The organism is Fischerella thermalis PCC 7521, from assembly GCF_000317225.1.
GTDB lineage: Bacteria > Cyanobacteriota > Cyanobacteriia > Cyanobacteriales > Nostocaceae > Fischerella > Fischerella thermalis.
Genome location: NZ_AJLL01000033.1, coordinates 130,450 through 145,958 on the forward strand (window position 1 = coordinate 130,450; position 15,509 = coordinate 145,958).

Below are 15,509 nucleotides of genomic sequence, written 5' to 3' on the forward strand. Positions count from 1 at the left end.
TCTAGGCAGTAAATGAATTTAGACTTTTCTAAAGTCCATCTGGATGGACTTTGTTTGTGTAGCTAGGAACTTTATTTGCTAGGAAAATAAGCAAGAGTAATGAAGGATTTATAGATGCAGATTTATCCAGATAATTTTTGCTTGAAAACAGCAATCACTATCTGCTGCCAAGAGGATTTTTTAAATTACGAGAAGTATTAGGCTGAGTTTGAGACTTTTGGGTAGTAGGTGCTGAAACAGTAAAGGGTATACCTTGGTCAATTTTTATGCCATTCAACTCACCGTTGAGGTCTAAGACGTAGTTACCAGGAGGTAATTTTTTGGTGATAGGTAGCAATAAGCGCCGACGTTCCGCAGGTAAAACGGGGGAGTTTGGTAACATTCCCGCATCAAGAATATTCTCTGGGATTTTTTTTCCTGGTCTTCCCAAACCATCTATGGGTTTTGTTGTCTTAGCGCCTGGATATTTTGCCGCAGGCCAGATTGAATATTGCCCTGTAAGGCGTACGTAACCATTACCTTGGCTGGAAACATCAAATACTGCTGTTGGCTGAGTCTGTGTCTTCGTATCTACAGTAATGGAGTTGAGAACGCCAACCCTTTTAATGTCTCCTACGTAACCATAAATTACCACGCCTAACCGGGCAACAGTTTTAATACCACTCGCTTTCTCAGCTGCTGAGGGAAGTTCTTCTAAGTACATAATCGCCCGATGTTCCCCTGATTTTGGTTTGGTTCTGGGACGGACATTGAAGCGTATGGTTTGAGAACTACGAGGTGGGATAGTAAATTGCGAGGGCGTAAAAACAATCCATCGTGCCAATGATTCTTCGCCAGATGGAATTTCTTCAAGTCTATTATTTTCACTCATCCGCCATGAGCGAACATAAGCCTTGAGTTCCACAGGCTGAGAGGAAAGGTTGATGACACGAATCGTTTGTGTGCGTGTTTTGCCACCAATTTCCAGTTCCATTCGAGGCGGATTGACACCAATATTAATTGCTGCGATCGCACTTGGTATCCCCAAGGTAAATGTTCCAATTAAAGTTAAGGCTATTTTTATTGCTTTTGCGAACATTTCTATGAAATTTTCACTCCTTCACACACCTGTTTTAGGTAAAGCGCTATCCCCTACTCACGCCGATTCACCGTCACCGATAACACACCCTCATAGCTCCCTGCTGTACGGGCGGTTGAAAGGTCGAATCGCAAGCGCACACCTCCCTGCACCAAAGCTGTATTAGTAGCTTCATCGCGCGATATTTCAATAATTGGCAATGGCTCCACAGAAACTTGCATTGCCTGATCGCCACGTTGATTGTTACTAAACCCGTCCACCTGACCGTTCACTCCCTTGAGATCGTAGGTGGCATAGAGAGAACCGACCTGATCGATGGGAACCCGCATCTGCCATAAACCTGGTAACTCACGAATGACTACCGGATTAAATAGAGGTGGAGCCAGCAAGTCTTGTTCATCTTTTACCTTCTCACTAAAGGAATTAGGTAAAATCCCTCCTAATTCTTGAGGAGGAATGGTCAGTTTTTGGGGAGTCGCTAACTGATATATTTGGGTTGGCTCCGACACATCTAGAGATTGTGCTGTTGCCTGGAAATACGGCAAAGTTAAGAAAGCTGCTACGATACCAAGACAGCGTTGAATATACAATTTGCAGTTTACTTGCCGATCGCTGACCATGTGGCTATGTTTTTGAAAAAAATCAAGAAATAAATGATGGGTAGATGCCCCATCTATAGCTTTTTGTGGTGTTTATCTTGCCCACCTGATGAAAAGAGCAGGCAAGATGCCCGCACCATACATTAATAGTTATGGAGTTGACACATCTACGGTAATTGTGCCTGTGTAGATTCCCATTACTGTGGCATTAGTTAAGTCTAAATCCAAGTCTGCACCCCCTATCTGAGGTGTATCTAGACCAGGTGCAGCAAAGTTATCAACAGTTGGAGTAATACTATTCACTGCTATAGTTTTACCACCCACTTCAGTTAAAGGTGTACTCGTAAGGTTGACATCCACAGTACCAGTAGAATTAGACCAAACTGCGTATAACTCTGGAATACTTTGTTGTATGGCTGCCAAATTTCCAAAAGGACTGGTTTGATCAAGAGTTACATCAGCATTACCTGTGACAGGATCTATATTGACTGTGGGATTAGTAGGGTCGTAGTCTTTGCCAACAAAGCCACTGCCTTGTGCTGTTAATATTGCACCCAATAGGTTCGCGTCGAGAGTCATGTTAACTGTTTGGAAAGTCCGCAGGTACAAAATTTCTGGTACTGTATAGTTAATAGTTACATCTTGGGTTTGAGTTAAAGCTTGAGCGGGTGTAGAAAACACAGAACTGCCCAGAATGGCCGTACCAGCAGTCGCAGCAATAGCGAGAATTTTATTCTTCATGATTAAAAATTGCTCCTCATGTTTGTGTCAAATTAAGTAACTTGAAATCTCTCTAATTGCCCTATTTCGTAGTAATTTACTAGCTGTTAGCAAATCTGCAATCAATTTTTTCTTGTTCAATAACTTGCTTAATTTTGTCTCTCCACACCACCTCCTTTACTAAAGCACCCACAACTCTGTTCCGTTGATTCCGTCGTCAGCAATAAAGAACAGCTTGTCACCAACGACAGTCAGCTTGTCAGGGTTGGCATAATCTACAGAGTTGATGTATGTAACCTGTTGCGTCCCCGCTTCCGTGCCGTCACTGCTCCATACTTCGCGACTAGTCTGTTCCTCAGAAGCATTGAAAGTGGAGGCGGCAAAGTAGAGAGTGCCACCAAAATTCACCAGGCTTCCAGGGAGACTGCTATTAGAACCAGACCAAATATCTTTAACTAAATATGTACCTGCATCACTGCCATCACTCCTCCACAACTCAAATCCATTGTTGGGGTCGTAGGTAGTGAAGTAAAGCATACTGCCAACAGCAGTTAAATTGATGGGGCCAAAACTGAGATTCGGCGCTGCATTCAAATCACTCTTGACACGGGCTGTGTTTGTACCATCACTTTTCCACAGTTCTTGTTTAAAGTCGTTGTTGCTATCGAGTACAAAATATAAGGTGCTGCCTACCGCTGTAAGTAGAGTGGGTCCAAATCCACCTGTCCCTGGAGTAAGGTCTATAACAGAAGTTCCTCCCACTGTACCATCACTCTTCCACAACTCTATACCTGTGCTGCCATCGTTAGCAGTAAAGTAGAGAGTACTACCAACAACTGTAAGATTAGCAGGGACAGAACTTGCTCCACCTATAGCAACGTCTTTAACGAGAGTTGTACCTGCTGCCGTGCCATCACTTGACCATAGTTCAGTACCATTGACCCCATCATTCGCAGCAAAATAAAGCTTGCCACCAAAAGCAAGCAGGCTTGATGGATTAGAACTAGTAGCACCAGTGTAGATATCTTTAACTAGACTAACTGTATTGCCATCGGATACCCAAAGTTCTCTACCATTGCTGCCATTATCAGCAGTGAAAAACAGCCTGTTACCTACAACTGTGAGATTTTGCGGATTAGCGTTGCCAGCCGAGGGATTGATGTCACTCAGCCTTGTAGTTGTGTTTGTGGAGCTATCGTAAACCCACAGTTCCCTACCAGTGCTACCATCATCAGCAGTGAAGAAAAGCTTTGTAGTACCAAAAGCTGTCAGATTCGCTGGATTGAAACCACTGGGATTAAGATTGGTGATGCGGCTTGTACCAGCAACAGAACCGTCACTCTTCCACAGTTGTACACCACTGCTGCCATCATTAGCCGTAAAGTAGAGCGTGCTTCCTAATGCTGTGAGAGAATCTGGGTTAGAACTGTTAGGACCAGACCAGATATCCAGCCGTTTACCTTTTTTACTTTCAAAGGAAAGATTTAAGGTGTAGTTAGTTGCACCTGTATTATCATAAACCCGAATGTAGTATGTACCACTAGTTAAGTCTTTAATAATTGACTCTGAAGTGGTGTATGGGTTGTTAGAAAATGCTATTCTAGTGCCAGAATTGTTGTACAGTTCAACATTGGCATTGCCCACTAAATCTTGTAAGCTCAAGTTGAGTTTACCGTCAGTAGCGATGTTAAATTTGTAGTAATCATTACTGTCAGTAATGACACCTTTACTACCTACAAAATCAATGTAAGTGGTAGGAGAGCTAATACTAAGCGTGCCAATGTTTTGGGCTGTAGCTCGTGTATTATCAGAAATACCACTTTCTTGAATTGAATAAGCAGCAAGGCTGAGGTTGTAATTAGTGCCTACAGCACCATTAACTAAGCCGACACGGACGTAGTAAATGCCAGGACTCAAGGTACGAGTGAGTAACTCCGACGCTGTGCCACTAAAATTAGCTGTCTGTAGAAGCGTACCGGTTTGAGTATACAGATTCAAACTGGCATTGTCACTTAAACCATCCAAAGTCATGCTTAAGAGACTGGCACTGCTGCCACCAATGCTGATTTTGTAATAATCACTAATGTCAGAACTACTAACCGAGTCTTGAAAGATATTAGGAGTACTACTAACGGACCCACCAATGTAGGATGCTGATGTTGTGTCTAAAGCAGTGCTTCTAGTACTCCCTGGGTCTGGAAATCCTGAAAATGTTGCCATGAAAGTCTACCGACTCCTTCCAAAAAATATTTTTTATCTTTGTTTTGATGGCAGCAGTCCCTGATGGGGTAATTAAAAACTGAGTCAAACTTTTTATGGGTTTGAATTATTCAGTCAATAAATGTCTTAGCTCAAATTGAGTATGTAGATGCCAAGATCGACTTTTTAGAAAAATTTGTAGCTTAATTTACTAAATTTCTTGATTGTTAAACCTACTTAGTAAGTTTATATGTATGTATAACTTACTAGTAAATAAGTAAAATTACTTTTTGTGAACAAGAAAATATCTATTGTTTGTCTTGATTATTTAGGAATTCAATTCCAAATTACAACAACCAGAATATAGCTCTTATGTCTTAATCATTACTTCCGTAATATTGTGTAATTGACAAACATAAAAATTATACACGATCAAGTGTAAATACGGTTTTAATGACATAAATTTTGTGAGTCTGCACAAAAATTATGTCATTTACAAGAGTTTTGAGAGAGTAAGGCGTACTAAAACTTAGTACAAAATATGGACAAGATATGAATATCAGATAGATTTGCTATGACTTGCTACATCTATGTTTCAAACAACTCGTCGTCGCCTAGCCTTGTGGTACACAGCTGTAACAGCTTTACTGCTGCTGTTATTTGCTACTGGTGTGTATCTTTATGTTCGTAATACTTTGGTGGAGCGGATTGACGATACCTTAAATCATGTAGTGGAAGTAGTCGAGCGATCGCTAGTCATTGAACCAATTAACTCTAACACCAGTCAATACCGTATTAATGTAGAGGCTAGTTTTCGCGATAACACCGATACAGTAGAAACTGTAGAAGATGACCACATAGACTTAGAATGGTTTAGTCCGACTGGACAACTACTCTGGTCTACTCTCTCAGAACCACTGGATATTCCCATTCATGTGAATCGCACAGGCGAGACAGTGCATGTGGTGAGACAGAGAGATGGGCAGAATTCTTCACTACTTCTGCGCCAGGTAACTCAACGAGTGGAAGTAGGCAAACAAGTACTAGGATATCTGCGTGTCAGTCATCCTTGGTTTGAAGTCACAAAACCCAGCCGACAGTTAATCCTTGATTTAGCTATAGGTATCTGGATGATGGTGCTTTCTGTGGCTGCAAGCGGTTGGTTTCTTTCGGGTAAAGCTATGGAACCAGTATACGAGTCATATCAACGCCTGAAACAGTTTACTGCTGACGCTTCTCATGAACTAAGAAGTCCGATCGCATTAATTCAAACCAATGTCCAAGTTGCTCTTGCAGATTTAGATGCTGCTGAGGTAAAAGATGCTACTCTTTCCCACTATCGACAACAGTTACAAGTGGTAGAACGACTCACCCAACGCTTAGGTAAACTAGTTAATGATTTACTTTTCCTAGCACGCCAAGATAGCGGTATCAGCCAAGAAAACTTTTCTGCTTGTCCTGTCGATGCTTTACTCATGGAAGTAGTAGAAGAACAACAACTGTTAGCTGCTGAAAAAAATATTACCCTCACCTTCAACTTAATTGACCCTCCAACCACAGAAACTAAACCCGAAATATTAGAAAATTGGTTCACACTCTCAGGTAACTGGAATCAATTAATACAATTGTTCACCAACTTAATCAGTAACGCCTTGCGCTACACTCCACCTTCTGGACAGGTAAATGTAGAATTAGCACGACTAGAAACAACAAACCGTAGTTCAGGACTACGTTCTAGTCACCCTCAGTTACAAATTAAAGTCAGTGATACTGGTATAGGCATTCCTACAGAAGCAATACCCCGGTTATTTGACCGCTTTTACCGAGTAGATCCAGCGCGTACCCATCCCAATGGTAGTATCAAGACAGAAAATACCACTGGCTCAGGCTTAGGTTTAGCGATCGCTTTAGCGATTGTAGAAAATCATCAAGGTCAAATTCAACTTGAAAGTACCCTCGGTAAAGGTACTAATGTTACTGTCACTTTACCTATAACTCTGGAAAAATAAAAATCATGATTAAACCACCAAGACACAAAGACACAAAGTTATCTTTTCTTTGTGTCTTTGTGCCTTTGTGGTTAATAACTTGGCAAAATCACTTAAGCCGCAACAACTTCCTCATAGGGAACAAACGTTTTCTTGCTAGCGCCACAAATTGGACAATGCCAATCTTCTGGGATGGCTGCAAAGGGTGTACCTGGTGCAATACCAGAATCAGGATCACCTTCTGTTGGATCGTAGATCATTGAACATTGGCGGCAAATCCATTTTTGGGTAGCAGGATCACTACTAGCTGCTTTGGGAGAGGTTTTGACTCCTTCTAAGGCTTGTAGTGCTTCTGTATATTGCTGAGCGTGATGGTTTTCAATATGTGTTAGTAAGCCAAAATTATGAGCGGCTTTGCGGAATATCCCAGCGTGTTCGCGAGACTCGGCTTGTTGTGCTTCAAACTCGACGATGGCTTTCCCATCTCGATCTGCACGTGCTTGTTCAGCAAAGCCTGGGTACATAATTGTGTACTCGTAAGTTTCTCCTTCTATGGCTAATTCTAAACAGCGAGCTGCGATCGCTTTTTTTGCTCCTCTGTTAAGGATGTCACATCACTTACTACCAATTCTGGATGCATTAACCGAAAGTGAGCAAATGCGTGTTCAGTCTCTTGATTTGCCCTGTGTTCTACCCCTGAATATTCAGGCAAATAATTTGTATGTAGAGCAGTTAACAACAATATTAGTTATTCATTTGTTAGTTGTTAGTGGTTGGTGGTTGATGGTTGTAGAGACGTGCCATGGCACGTCTCTACATTAGTTTAGTGGTTGGTGGTTAATTGTTAGTTATTTCCAATGCCCACTACCCACACCTCCCCATCCCCAATCCCCTACCTACTCACAATCCCCGACCACTGAACCTTCTTCTGTTTTTCCCGACGATAGGAAAAGAAATGTTCAGGGTTTTGATAGGTACAATAAGGGGCGATCGCAATCTGTTCGGGACTAATGCCTAATTTTTCCATCTGTAAAAAGTTTATCCGTCTTACATCCAAACGGACTTTACCAGGGTTAGGGTCTGGAAATAAGGGTGAATTGGGTAGTTTGTGTAACGCCTCAACTATTGCATTCTCGTCATCATGTGGTATAATTGTCATCCCAATTTGTGCTGCAACTTGGATGGATACTTGGTAGACTTCTCCAGCGATCGCTGGCCCCATAGCAATCCGCAAATCTTCGATTTTGCTGCCTTGGGCTTGCAGGCGGGCGATCGCTTGCGGTACGATCTTCGCTGCCGTACCGCGCCATCCGGCGTGTACTGCTGCCACCTGAAGAGTCTTTTCATCGGCAATCAGCACGGGTGTACAATCAGCAGAAGCGACCCAGAGGGCTTGTAGTGGCTGTTCGCTGACTAAACCATCTGCTGATGCAAGGACACAATTATCTTCTTGATCTACCTCATCCTCTGTTGAGAGTAACTGAGTCGCAATTTCTGAGGGTGTGAGAACAGTGTTGCCATGCACCTGTTTTAAGCGATATCCTGAAGCATCTGAATGCAGTACTATCGTTAATTCTTCTGGAGAACGAGGCCAAAAATGTTGGGTAAAAAAGCCATGTGGCCAAGCTTCGAGAAGACTACAAGTCAGGTAAGACATCTCTTCCCAAGTCTGCCAATGCCAAGTGTGCATCTTCAACCAAGCCTAAAAACAACATAAAAATCAGCCAATTAATGCTAACTTGAACAAGCAAATTTCGGGAAACTCTGTGGGATTGGATCAGCAACGGTTGGAAGTAGCCTTAAAAAGCGAACGTCAGTATATTTATTTACCTTTTCACCTGCATATATTTGAATCTGTTGCTTCAACTAATCAGACCCTATGGGAACTGCTAGAGCAAGGAGCAAAAGACGGGACTGTAGCAATTGCAACTCAGCAAACAGCAGGACGGGGACAATGGGGGCGAAATTGGATTTCTCCCATGGGAGGATTATATCTTTCAGTTTTAATTACTCCTAACATTGTGGCTAGTCACAGCTACCAGCTAACTTTGGCAACCGCTTGGGGAATTGCCAATCAATTGCGAAAAAGTGGTGTTGATGTTGGCATCAAGTGGCCCAATGACTTAGTGATCAATAGGCGTAAATTGGGCGGTATTTTGACTGAAACAAAAGTCCATCAAGGCAGAATTACCCAAGCAGTAATTGGAGTTGGTATTAACTGGATGAACCCAGTTCCGGAAACTGGGATAAATTTGGAAATGTGGCAAGCTGCAAAAGAACCTAAACTAATTCCCTGTTTAGAAGTACTGGCAGCGAAAATCTTACTAGGAATAGAATCCGGTATACAGAGTCTTTTGCAAGAAGGAGTAAATATATTATTGACTCGCTATCAACAGTTGCTTGCAAATGTAGGCGATCGCGTCTACGTCAACAACCTTGCAGGCACTATAGTTGGTGTCACACCTACTGGGGAACTGCATGTAATCATGGACACATCCGAATCTTCACAAGCAACAAAACCAGAAATTTACCTCCAGCCCGGTATAATCAGTTTGGGCTATTGTACATCACCGAGTCAGTGAACAGTAAACAGTTATCAAGTTAAAAAATGATAAGCAAGCCCATAATTTCATTTCGACTAACTGATAACTAAAAACTGATTACTGGTTAAACAATTTGTTTAGGCAAACTACGTACTTACACCCAATACCAAAACAAATGACGCAGCGCAATAACTCTGCCCCCAAACGATTGCATCACTTATGGCGGCGATCGCTGCCAGCACAGAGTCTCTGTTTGCTTGGTAGCTTCAGCCTGATCAGCAGTGGCATGGTGCTTGCCCAAAGCGAATCGGCTATAGATAACATTGTTCCCACAACTGAAAATTCTCCAACTGTCAAAAAAAATATTGTTGAGCGTAGTCAAATTGTCATCCCAGAAAAACCTGACTCCCAACCAGAATTTTCCCAGCGCCGGAGTAGACTCAGACAAAGATTGCGACAGGAGGAGGCTTCCCAAACCCCAGCAACAGTCAGAGTCAGGAAATCCAAACCAGAGGTGTCAACTTCTCAATCGCCACAGAGAGTAAGAATTTCTCAACAGAATAATGCCCCTGTTGTGATCACAGAGGAAAAACCACAAGTAGAATTTACCGCCCCGACTCAACCTCGTCCAGGACAACAAAAACTTCCTGAAGTTGCCCAACCTGTTAATAATTCTCCTTCTTCTACTAGTACCACACCAGGAAAACCCAAAGACTACAATAACGCTTATATTGACCCCACAGATTATAATCCCACAGCTAAATATGAAGCTCCTAGTAGCGTCATAGCTACAGAGCGTTCCAGTGGTTGTCAAGCTGTATTGCGGCAAGGAGTTGCTAGCAACAGCTGTGGTAGCAGTCAGTCTGGGGTGAATGCCAATACTGGAACGCCTAGTTGGCTAAAGAAAAGTCAAAATGTCCAGATAGCCGCGATTCCAGTCACAAAACGGCTGGCTACCAAAAAGGAAAACAATCCTAGTTGGCGTCCACCCGGAATTGTTTCAAAGGTAATCTCTAGTAATGGTTTGCGTTCTAACCGAGTTGCTAATCTGGGTACTACCAAGAATAATTATCACCCCAACCGCTTCATTCCTACTCCTGACAACTTTTTTCCCACAACTAGAGTTAGTGATGTGGCGATCGCACCCAGTGCTGGAACTTTAACAGCACCGATGACCGCTGACAATCTCACGCCCCGTCCTAGCGTGGTAGCTTACGACATTCCCTTGGCCACAACATTACCACAGATCGCCTACAGAGCCATTTATGGTAATAGAGTCGCAATTGGTGGTACAGGATTGATCTACCCACTGGCGATTCCCTCCCCGATTACCTCATTGTTTGGTTGGCGCATTCATCCAATTACAGGCGATCGCCGTTTCCATGCTGGTATGGACATCGGGGCGGCAACAGGAACACCAATTTTAGCAGCATATTCCGGTCAAGTAGAAGTTGCTGACTGGGTTGGTGGTTATGGTCAAGCTGTGATCCTCAACCACAACAACGCCCTACAAACCCTATATGGTCACATGTCCCAAATCCTTGTTCAACCAGGTCAACGGGTAGAAAGGGGAACTGTAATCGGTTTAGTAGGCAGTACAGGTAACTCTACAGGTCCTCACCTCCACTTTGAAGTCCGCCAACTTACACCTCAAGGATGGATTGCTGTCGATCCAAGCCCACAAATACAATCTGCCCTTGGTCAATTACAACAAAGCACACAGACAGCCCAGGTAATCGGGGAGTAGGGATTAGGAATTAGGGACAAGGAGGACAGGGAGGTATTTATCCATATATTTCCCCAATCCCCACTTCTCACACTCCTTCCTCATACTCCTCATACTCCTCATCTCCCTATCCCCAATCACAAATACCCGTGTTCAGCAAGGAATGCGGGTGTTATTTCCTCACGATTTGCATTTGGGGGAAATTTAAGAAACTTTTCTACGTATTTTCCGAGAATATCACCTTCGAGATTAACCCAACTGCCATTTACTAGATAGCGGAGGTTAGTCTCGGCATAAGTGAGGGGAATCACGGCTACTGTAAACTGGGAAATTTCTGGATTATAATCAGCTACTGTAAGGCTAATACCGTTCACAGCTATACTGCCTTTGGGAACAATATAACGCGCGATCGCATCAGGAGCTGTAAAAGTCATTTCCCAAGCGGTTGCTGTCTGTTGTGCCGAAACCATGCAACCGATACCATCTACGTGTCCCATCACAAAATGACCGCCGACTTTGCCACCTACCCGTAAGGAAGTTTCTAAATTTACATATCTTGGTTCCGTGTGTTCTTTCCCTAGAGTTGTGCGGCGCAGAGTCTCTGGTGATGCTGTTGCGATAAAACCGTCTTTTAAAATTTCTTCTACGGTAAGGCAAATGCCATCTACTGCTACACTGTCACCATAACCTAAGTCCCCCATAATGACTCCACATGGGTGGCTAACACAACTAATTTGCCAAGAATCTCCCTCTAAGGGTCTTATGGTTCCTAATGCTTGGATTATTCCTGTAAACACGACTATTTTCTCAATTCAACTCAATTTAACGCTTTATTTTGACTAAAAGTAATTGGTAATTCTCACAAGAATTTAAATCCTCAAAGTATAGTTTTCAACCATTGTTTGTATCAAGATTTCAATACATTTACAGTAAAGATAAGGCATATTTAGATAATTACATTATGGCGAGAAAAAACTAATTCGACTTACTCTGGTATTCACAACCATTTGGGAGTTTAATAGAAGCAATTATATAGAATAAAGACCTATGTTTTTGATAGTCCCAACCTTGCCCAATCAAGGGTATGATTTGTTACAGATTCCTCTAACGCTCAAAGGATTGTAGAGGCTTAGCCAATGATTGAAATGAAAGTCGCTGGCATAGCATTAGATGCCATAACCCGCAGCCCGATTGTACTTTTAAAAGATGCTTCAGATCGGCGTGCTTTACCTATTTATATCGGTCAGGAACAGGCTAGGGCGATCATGGGCGCACTAGAGAATCAAAAGCCTCCTAGACCTTTAACCCACGACCTAATAGTAAATATTCTAGAGGTGTGGAATATGACTCTAGAGCGCGTTATTATTCATTCCTTACAAAAGGATACATTTTATGCAGCTTTAATTATTAAACAAGGCGAAGTCAAAAAAGAAATTGACGCACGTCCTAGCGATGCGATCGCCATTGCTCTCCGTACAAATACGCCTATTTGGGTCATGGAAGAAGTCATAGCTGATGCATCTATACCCGTAGATCGGGATGCTGATGAAGCTGAACAGCAAGCCTTCCGTGAATTTATCTCCAATCTCCGTCCTGAAGATTTAATTAAGCGTTTTGGCAATGGTGAATCATAGAAATTAAGTGAGTTGGTTGTTGATTGTTGCTTGTTGGTCGTTGGTAGGATCACCAAACAACAAACATCAAACACCAAACAACAAACACTAAGATGCAATACCGACGCTTTGGAAAAACCGAACTGCGCCTTTCGGTATTTTCCTTGGGAACAATGCGCTATTTAGCTTCACCAGACAATGTATGGCAAACAATTCAAACAGCGATAGCGCTGGGAATTAATCATATAGAAACTGCAAGAGGTTACGGCAAAAGTGAGGAGTATCTTGGTCAGGCGATCGCCTTGGGGTTGCCGATATCCCGTTCGCAGCTTTACATTACAACAAAAATCCCTCCCACAGTAGATGCAGATACAATGCGTCGGTGCATCGATGAATCTCTAAAAAGATTGCATCTAGACTATCTAGATTGCTTGGGGATTCACGGTTTAAACACTTGGGAACATCTTGATTGGGTCAAGGCTAAAGGTGGCTGTATGCAAGCTGTTCAAGAAGCTGTTGCCGATGGCCGGGTGCGACACGTTGGATTTTCTACCCACGGTTCCTTAGATGTGATTTTGGCAGCAATTAATACAGATTTTTTTGAATTTGTCAATCTGCACTACTACTATTTTTTCCAGCGTCATGCCCCAGCTATTGAATTGGCTGCAACCAAGGACATGGGCATATTTATTATTTCCCCTGCCGATAAGGGTGGACGTTTGTACACTCCACCCCCAACCTTAGTTAATTTGTGTCATCCCTTCTCACCTTTAGAGTTGAATTATCGATTTTTACTGAGTGACCCCCGGATTACTACCTTGAGTGTGGGGCCAGCAACACCTGAAGAATTAACTCATCTATCTGGGGTTGCTGACTGTGATGGACAATTAACCTCAGAGGAAATTACTGTTTTTCAAAGTTTAGAAAATTACAAAAATTTGGTTTTGGGTACTGAGCAATGTAGTCAGTGTTATGAATGCTTACCCTGCCCAGAAAATATTAACATTCCAGAAGTGCTGCGGCTAAGAAATTTGGCAGTAGCCTATGACATGACCGATTATGGACAATATCGTTATGGAATGTTTGAAAACGCCGGTCACTGGTTTCCTGGAATGAAAGCAAATCGCTGTACAGAATGCGGTGAGTGCTTACCCAGGTGTCCGCAAAATTTAGATATCCCCGCTTTATTGAAAGATACCCATCAAAGGTTAAAAGGGAAAAGTGGTAGGCGATTATGGGAATAGTTGTTAGTTGTTAGTTGTTAGTTGTTGTAGTTTATACTCTCCATCACCCCATCACCCCATCACCCTAGCCACCAAACGGAGTTAAGCGCCTAATTGCCCGACCTGCCACATCACCGTAACGCAGTTGTCCACAGAGGATTTTACCCATAATTTGAGGTGCAGAGGGGCGCTTGACGCCAACTTTGTAACCAACACCGGGAAAACGATAAAATAGCCCGGCTAATTTTTGCGCCCAAGCCATATCACCGCCCCATTCAGCATTAATGATATCGGAGTATTGTTCCAAGGCATTGATGTCACCAGAGAGGGCTTTGTTGATAGCCTCTGATGCTTTTAAACCACTGAATATTGAGGGACGAATACCTTCGGCGGTAAAAGGATCAACCACACAAGCTGCTTCCCCTGCCAAAACTGCATTTTCAGTATGCAGTTTTTGTTCACCATTCCATAGACAAATAGCATGACCATATTGCTGGCAGGTTTTTATATCCAAACCAAAGGAGTTGCCATACTCATCCAAAATTTTCTTGAAGTCCTGCGGTTCGCCACCAATAAATGTACCAACCCCAATAGAGTAACCGTCTGCTTTGGGGAAATTCCAGAGATAGCCATTTTTCACCATGCCAAATTCAAAATGGGCGATATTACCGTTTTCTACTTTGGCTGGTGCTTCTGCTTCTAAGGCTGCTGCTAGGCGGCGTTTGCGTTCTTTAAAACCTAGCCATTTTGCCATCTGTCCCTTTGCACCGTCAGCAGCAATTAAATATCTACCCATCACTGGGCCATTGGCTGTATTGACTTGCCAATGGTCACTTTTAAACTCAATGCCAGTAGCTTCTGTGTTTTCTTTGAGTTCCGCCCCCTGTTTTTGGGCTTGCTGCACTAGGAAGTGGTCGAAAACATCACGTCGTACCATCCACACTGGTTCGGGAGTTTCTAGTTTCGCTTCTACCGGATCGCCTGTTTTCCAAGTACAGCGGATGGTATCTGCTTTGATGGAAATTGCTGGACTAAAATCAAAGTCAAACCACTCAGCGATCGCAGGTGATACGCCCCCACCACAGGGTTTATATCTTGGCAGAGATTGTTTTTCCAGGATTAACACAGACCGACCCTGTTTAGCTAAGTGATATGCAGCTGTTCCACCAGCTGGGCCAGCGCCGACGATAATGCAGTCGTACATAATGTCTATATTTTTGCTTTTGAATTAGTTGATTGTTGAAGACGGTGTGACCAAAATTTAACCGAAGTTTGGATTTATGTGCAAAACTTCATAGCTTATTTGGGCTTTTTCTGAACAAATATTTATTTTTTCCTAACTATACTCATTGGTAAATATTTATAATTTTAATCCAATAGTTTAGTGATTATTTAAAACTGTATTTTACTTTTATTTTTCATATATATGGATATTTTATGGCAATTTAATCGGACTATTTTTGATTACATTTTACTGTTTTCTGGGATTAACAATATTTTAGACATATAGGGGTGGAAACTTGATGAAAGCTCTCATCAATTTGGAAAAGATAAATTATATGTAACTCCTAATTTCACTTTTAATAAATCTAATCTATCAGCATTGAACATCGTTTGAAGCTAGTAATATTAGCTTCATGAATATTGATTTTGAATCAAGAGAAACAATTCAAAATCAGGCTTCCTTTACAAAGTTACAATTCATTAGTTTCACTGATTACAAATTTTCTGCCAAATATTTAAGATAGATTATAAAGTTTTAGTGAATTTTTTGATAAAAATTATTTAATATCTAGATTTCAACTAACTCATCTGCTCGA

The 15,509-nt window shown here is 42.2% G+C and carries 13 protein-coding genes and 1 pseudogene; 6 read left to right on the forward strand and 8 right to left on the reverse strand.

From position 1 onward, the window contains the following. Positions 1–157 precede the first annotated feature (157 nt). The 4 genes from UYK_RS0107515 to UYK_RS0107530 all read right to left on the reverse strand — a co-directional run bounded on the left by UYK_RS0107515 (position 158) and on the right by UYK_RS0107530 (position 4,617). Positions 158–1,078: a fimbrial biogenesis chaperone gene (locus UYK_RS0107515; RefSeq protein WP_016871192.1), complete on the reverse strand. Its 921-nt coding sequence runs from the start codon at positions 1,076–1,078 to the stop codon at positions 158–160. 53 nt (positions 1,079–1,131) lie between these two features. Continuing rightward, positions 1,132–1,698 carry a hypothetical protein gene (locus UYK_RS0107520; protein WP_009458367.1) on the reverse strand — a complete coding sequence of 189 codons (567 nt, stop codon included), beginning with the start codon at positions 1,696–1,698 and terminating at the stop codon, positions 1,132–1,134. Positions 1,699–1,827: 129 nt separating this feature from the next. Next, a complete protein-coding gene (locus UYK_RS0107525) occupies positions 1,828–2,418 on the reverse strand; it encodes a hypothetical protein (RefSeq protein WP_009458368.1) in 591 nt (196 codons plus the stop codon). Positions 2,419–2,577: 159 nt separating this feature from the next. Then, on the reverse strand, positions 2,578–4,617 hold the full coding sequence (locus UYK_RS0107530) for an ELWxxDGT repeat protein (protein WP_009458369.1): 2,040 nt from the start codon (positions 4,615–4,617) through the stop codon (positions 2,578–2,580). 569 nt (positions 4,618–5,186) lie between these two features. On the opposite strand from UYK_RS0107530, the gene UYK_RS0107535 reads away from it, so the two are divergent. Continuing rightward, positions 5,187–6,605, forward strand: a complete 1,419-nt coding sequence (locus UYK_RS0107535; protein WP_009458370.1) for a sensor histidine kinase — start codon at positions 5,187–5,189, stop codon at positions 6,603–6,605. A gap of 92 nt (positions 6,606–6,697) precedes the next feature. On the opposite strand, the pseudogene UYK_RS24105 reads toward UYK_RS0107535, so the two are convergent. Further along, positions 6,698–7,266: pseudogene (locus UYK_RS24105) on the reverse strand (rubrerythrin family protein); the annotation flags it as partial. Between UYK_RS24105 and UYK_RS27175 the strand changes: the two are divergent. Further along, the gene (locus UYK_RS27175) at positions 7,191–7,406 is read left to right on the forward strand and encodes a hypothetical protein (RefSeq protein ID WP_235182310.1); all 216 of its coding nucleotides are present in this window, start codon (positions 7,191–7,193) and stop codon (positions 7,404–7,406) included. The pseudogene UYK_RS24105 and the gene UYK_RS27175 overlap by 76 nt on opposite strands. A 70-nt stretch (positions 7,407–7,476) precedes the next feature. On the opposite strand, the gene pgeF is transcribed toward UYK_RS27175, so the two are convergent. Next, the gene (gene pgeF / locus UYK_RS0107545) at positions 7,477–8,274 is read right to left on the reverse strand and encodes a peptidoglycan editing factor PgeF (RefSeq protein WP_016871193.1); all 798 of its coding nucleotides are present in this window, start codon (positions 8,272–8,274) and stop codon (positions 7,477–7,479) included. Positions 8,275–8,350: 76 nt separating this feature from the next. Between pgeF and UYK_RS0107550 the strand changes: the two genes are divergently transcribed. Next, positions 8,351–9,166 carry a biotin--[acetyl-CoA-carboxylase] ligase gene (locus UYK_RS0107550; RefSeq protein WP_009458377.1) on the forward strand — a complete coding sequence of 272 codons (816 nt, stop codon included), beginning with the start codon at positions 8,351–8,353 and terminating at the stop codon, positions 9,164–9,166. Between the two features lie 136 nt (positions 9,167–9,302). After that, complete coding sequence (locus UYK_RS0107555; protein ID WP_009458378.1) at positions 9,303–10,874, forward strand: peptidoglycan DD-metalloendopeptidase family protein; 1,572 nt, start codon at positions 9,303–9,305, stop codon at positions 10,872–10,874. A 116-nt stretch (positions 10,875–10,990) separates the two neighbouring features. On the opposite strand, the gene UYK_RS0107560 is transcribed toward UYK_RS0107555, so the two are convergent. After that, positions 10,991–11,650 carry a riboflavin synthase gene (locus UYK_RS0107560; RefSeq protein WP_026086394.1) on the reverse strand — a complete coding sequence of 220 codons (660 nt, stop codon included), beginning with the start codon at positions 11,648–11,650 and terminating at the stop codon, positions 10,991–10,993. Positions 11,651–11,989: 339 nt separating this feature from the next. On the opposite strand from UYK_RS0107560, the gene UYK_RS0107565 reads away from it, so the two are divergent. Both UYK_RS0107565 and UYK_RS0107570 read left to right on the forward strand, forming a co-directional pair. Continuing rightward, positions 11,990–12,487 (forward strand): bifunctional nuclease family protein, encoded by a 498-nt coding sequence (locus UYK_RS0107565; RefSeq protein WP_009458383.1) that lies wholly within the window; start codon positions 11,990–11,992, stop codon positions 12,485–12,487. Between the two features lie 92 nt (positions 12,488–12,579). Beyond that, the gene (locus UYK_RS0107570) at positions 12,580–13,710 is read left to right on the forward strand and encodes an aldo/keto reductase (protein ID WP_009458384.1); all 1,131 of its coding nucleotides are present in this window, start codon (positions 12,580–12,582) and stop codon (positions 13,708–13,710) included. A gap of 64 nt (positions 13,711–13,774) precedes the next feature. On the opposite strand, the gene UYK_RS0107575 is transcribed toward UYK_RS0107570, so the two are convergent. Further along, the gene (locus tag UYK_RS0107575; protein WP_009458385.1) at positions 13,775–14,893 is read right to left on the reverse strand and encodes a geranylgeranyl reductase family protein; all 1,119 of its coding nucleotides are present in this window, start codon (positions 14,891–14,893) and stop codon (positions 13,775–13,777) included. Positions 14,894–15,509 lie beyond the last annotated feature (616 nt).

What these genes read in the sequence shown, in the direction of transcription:
- UYK_RS0107515 (WP_016871192.1), bottom strand. Translation starts at nt 1,078, where the DNA reads ATGTTCGCAAAAGCAATAAAAATAGCCTTAACTTTAATTGGAACATTT.
- UYK_RS0107520 (WP_009458367.1), bottom strand. Translation starts at nt 1,698, where the DNA reads ATGGTCAGCGATCGGCAAGTAAACTGCAAATTGTATATTCAACGCTGT.
- UYK_RS0107525 (WP_009458368.1), bottom strand. Translation starts at nt 2,418, where the DNA reads ATGAAGAATAAAATTCTCGCTATTGCTGCGACTGCTGGTACGGCCATT.
- UYK_RS0107530 (WP_009458369.1), bottom strand. Translation starts at nt 4,617, where the DNA reads ATGGCAACATTTTCAGGATTTCCAGACCCAGGGAGTACTAGAAGCACT.
- UYK_RS0107535 (WP_009458370.1), top strand. Translation starts at nt 5,187, where the DNA reads ATGTTTCAAACAACTCGTCGTCGCCTAGCCTTGTGGTACACAGCTGTA.
- UYK_RS27175 (WP_235182310.1), top strand. Translation starts at nt 7,191, where the DNA reads ATGTCACATCACTTACTACCAATTCTGGATGCATTAACCGAAAGTGAG.
- pgeF (WP_016871193.1), bottom strand. Translation starts at nt 8,274, where the DNA reads ATGCACACTTGGCATTGGCAGACTTGGGAAGAGATGTCTTACCTGACT.
- UYK_RS0107555 (WP_009458378.1), top strand. Translation starts at nt 9,303, where the DNA reads ATGACGCAGCGCAATAACTCTGCCCCCAAACGATTGCATCACTTATGG.
- UYK_RS0107565 (WP_009458383.1), top strand. Translation starts at nt 11,990, where the DNA reads ATGATTGAAATGAAAGTCGCTGGCATAGCATTAGATGCCATAACCCGC.
- UYK_RS0107570 (WP_009458384.1), top strand. Translation starts at nt 12,580, where the DNA reads ATGCAATACCGACGCTTTGGAAAAACCGAACTGCGCCTTTCGGTATTT.
- UYK_RS0107575 (WP_009458385.1), bottom strand. Translation starts at nt 14,893, where the DNA reads ATGTACGACTGCATTATCGTCGGCGCTGGCCCAGCTGGTGGAACAGCT.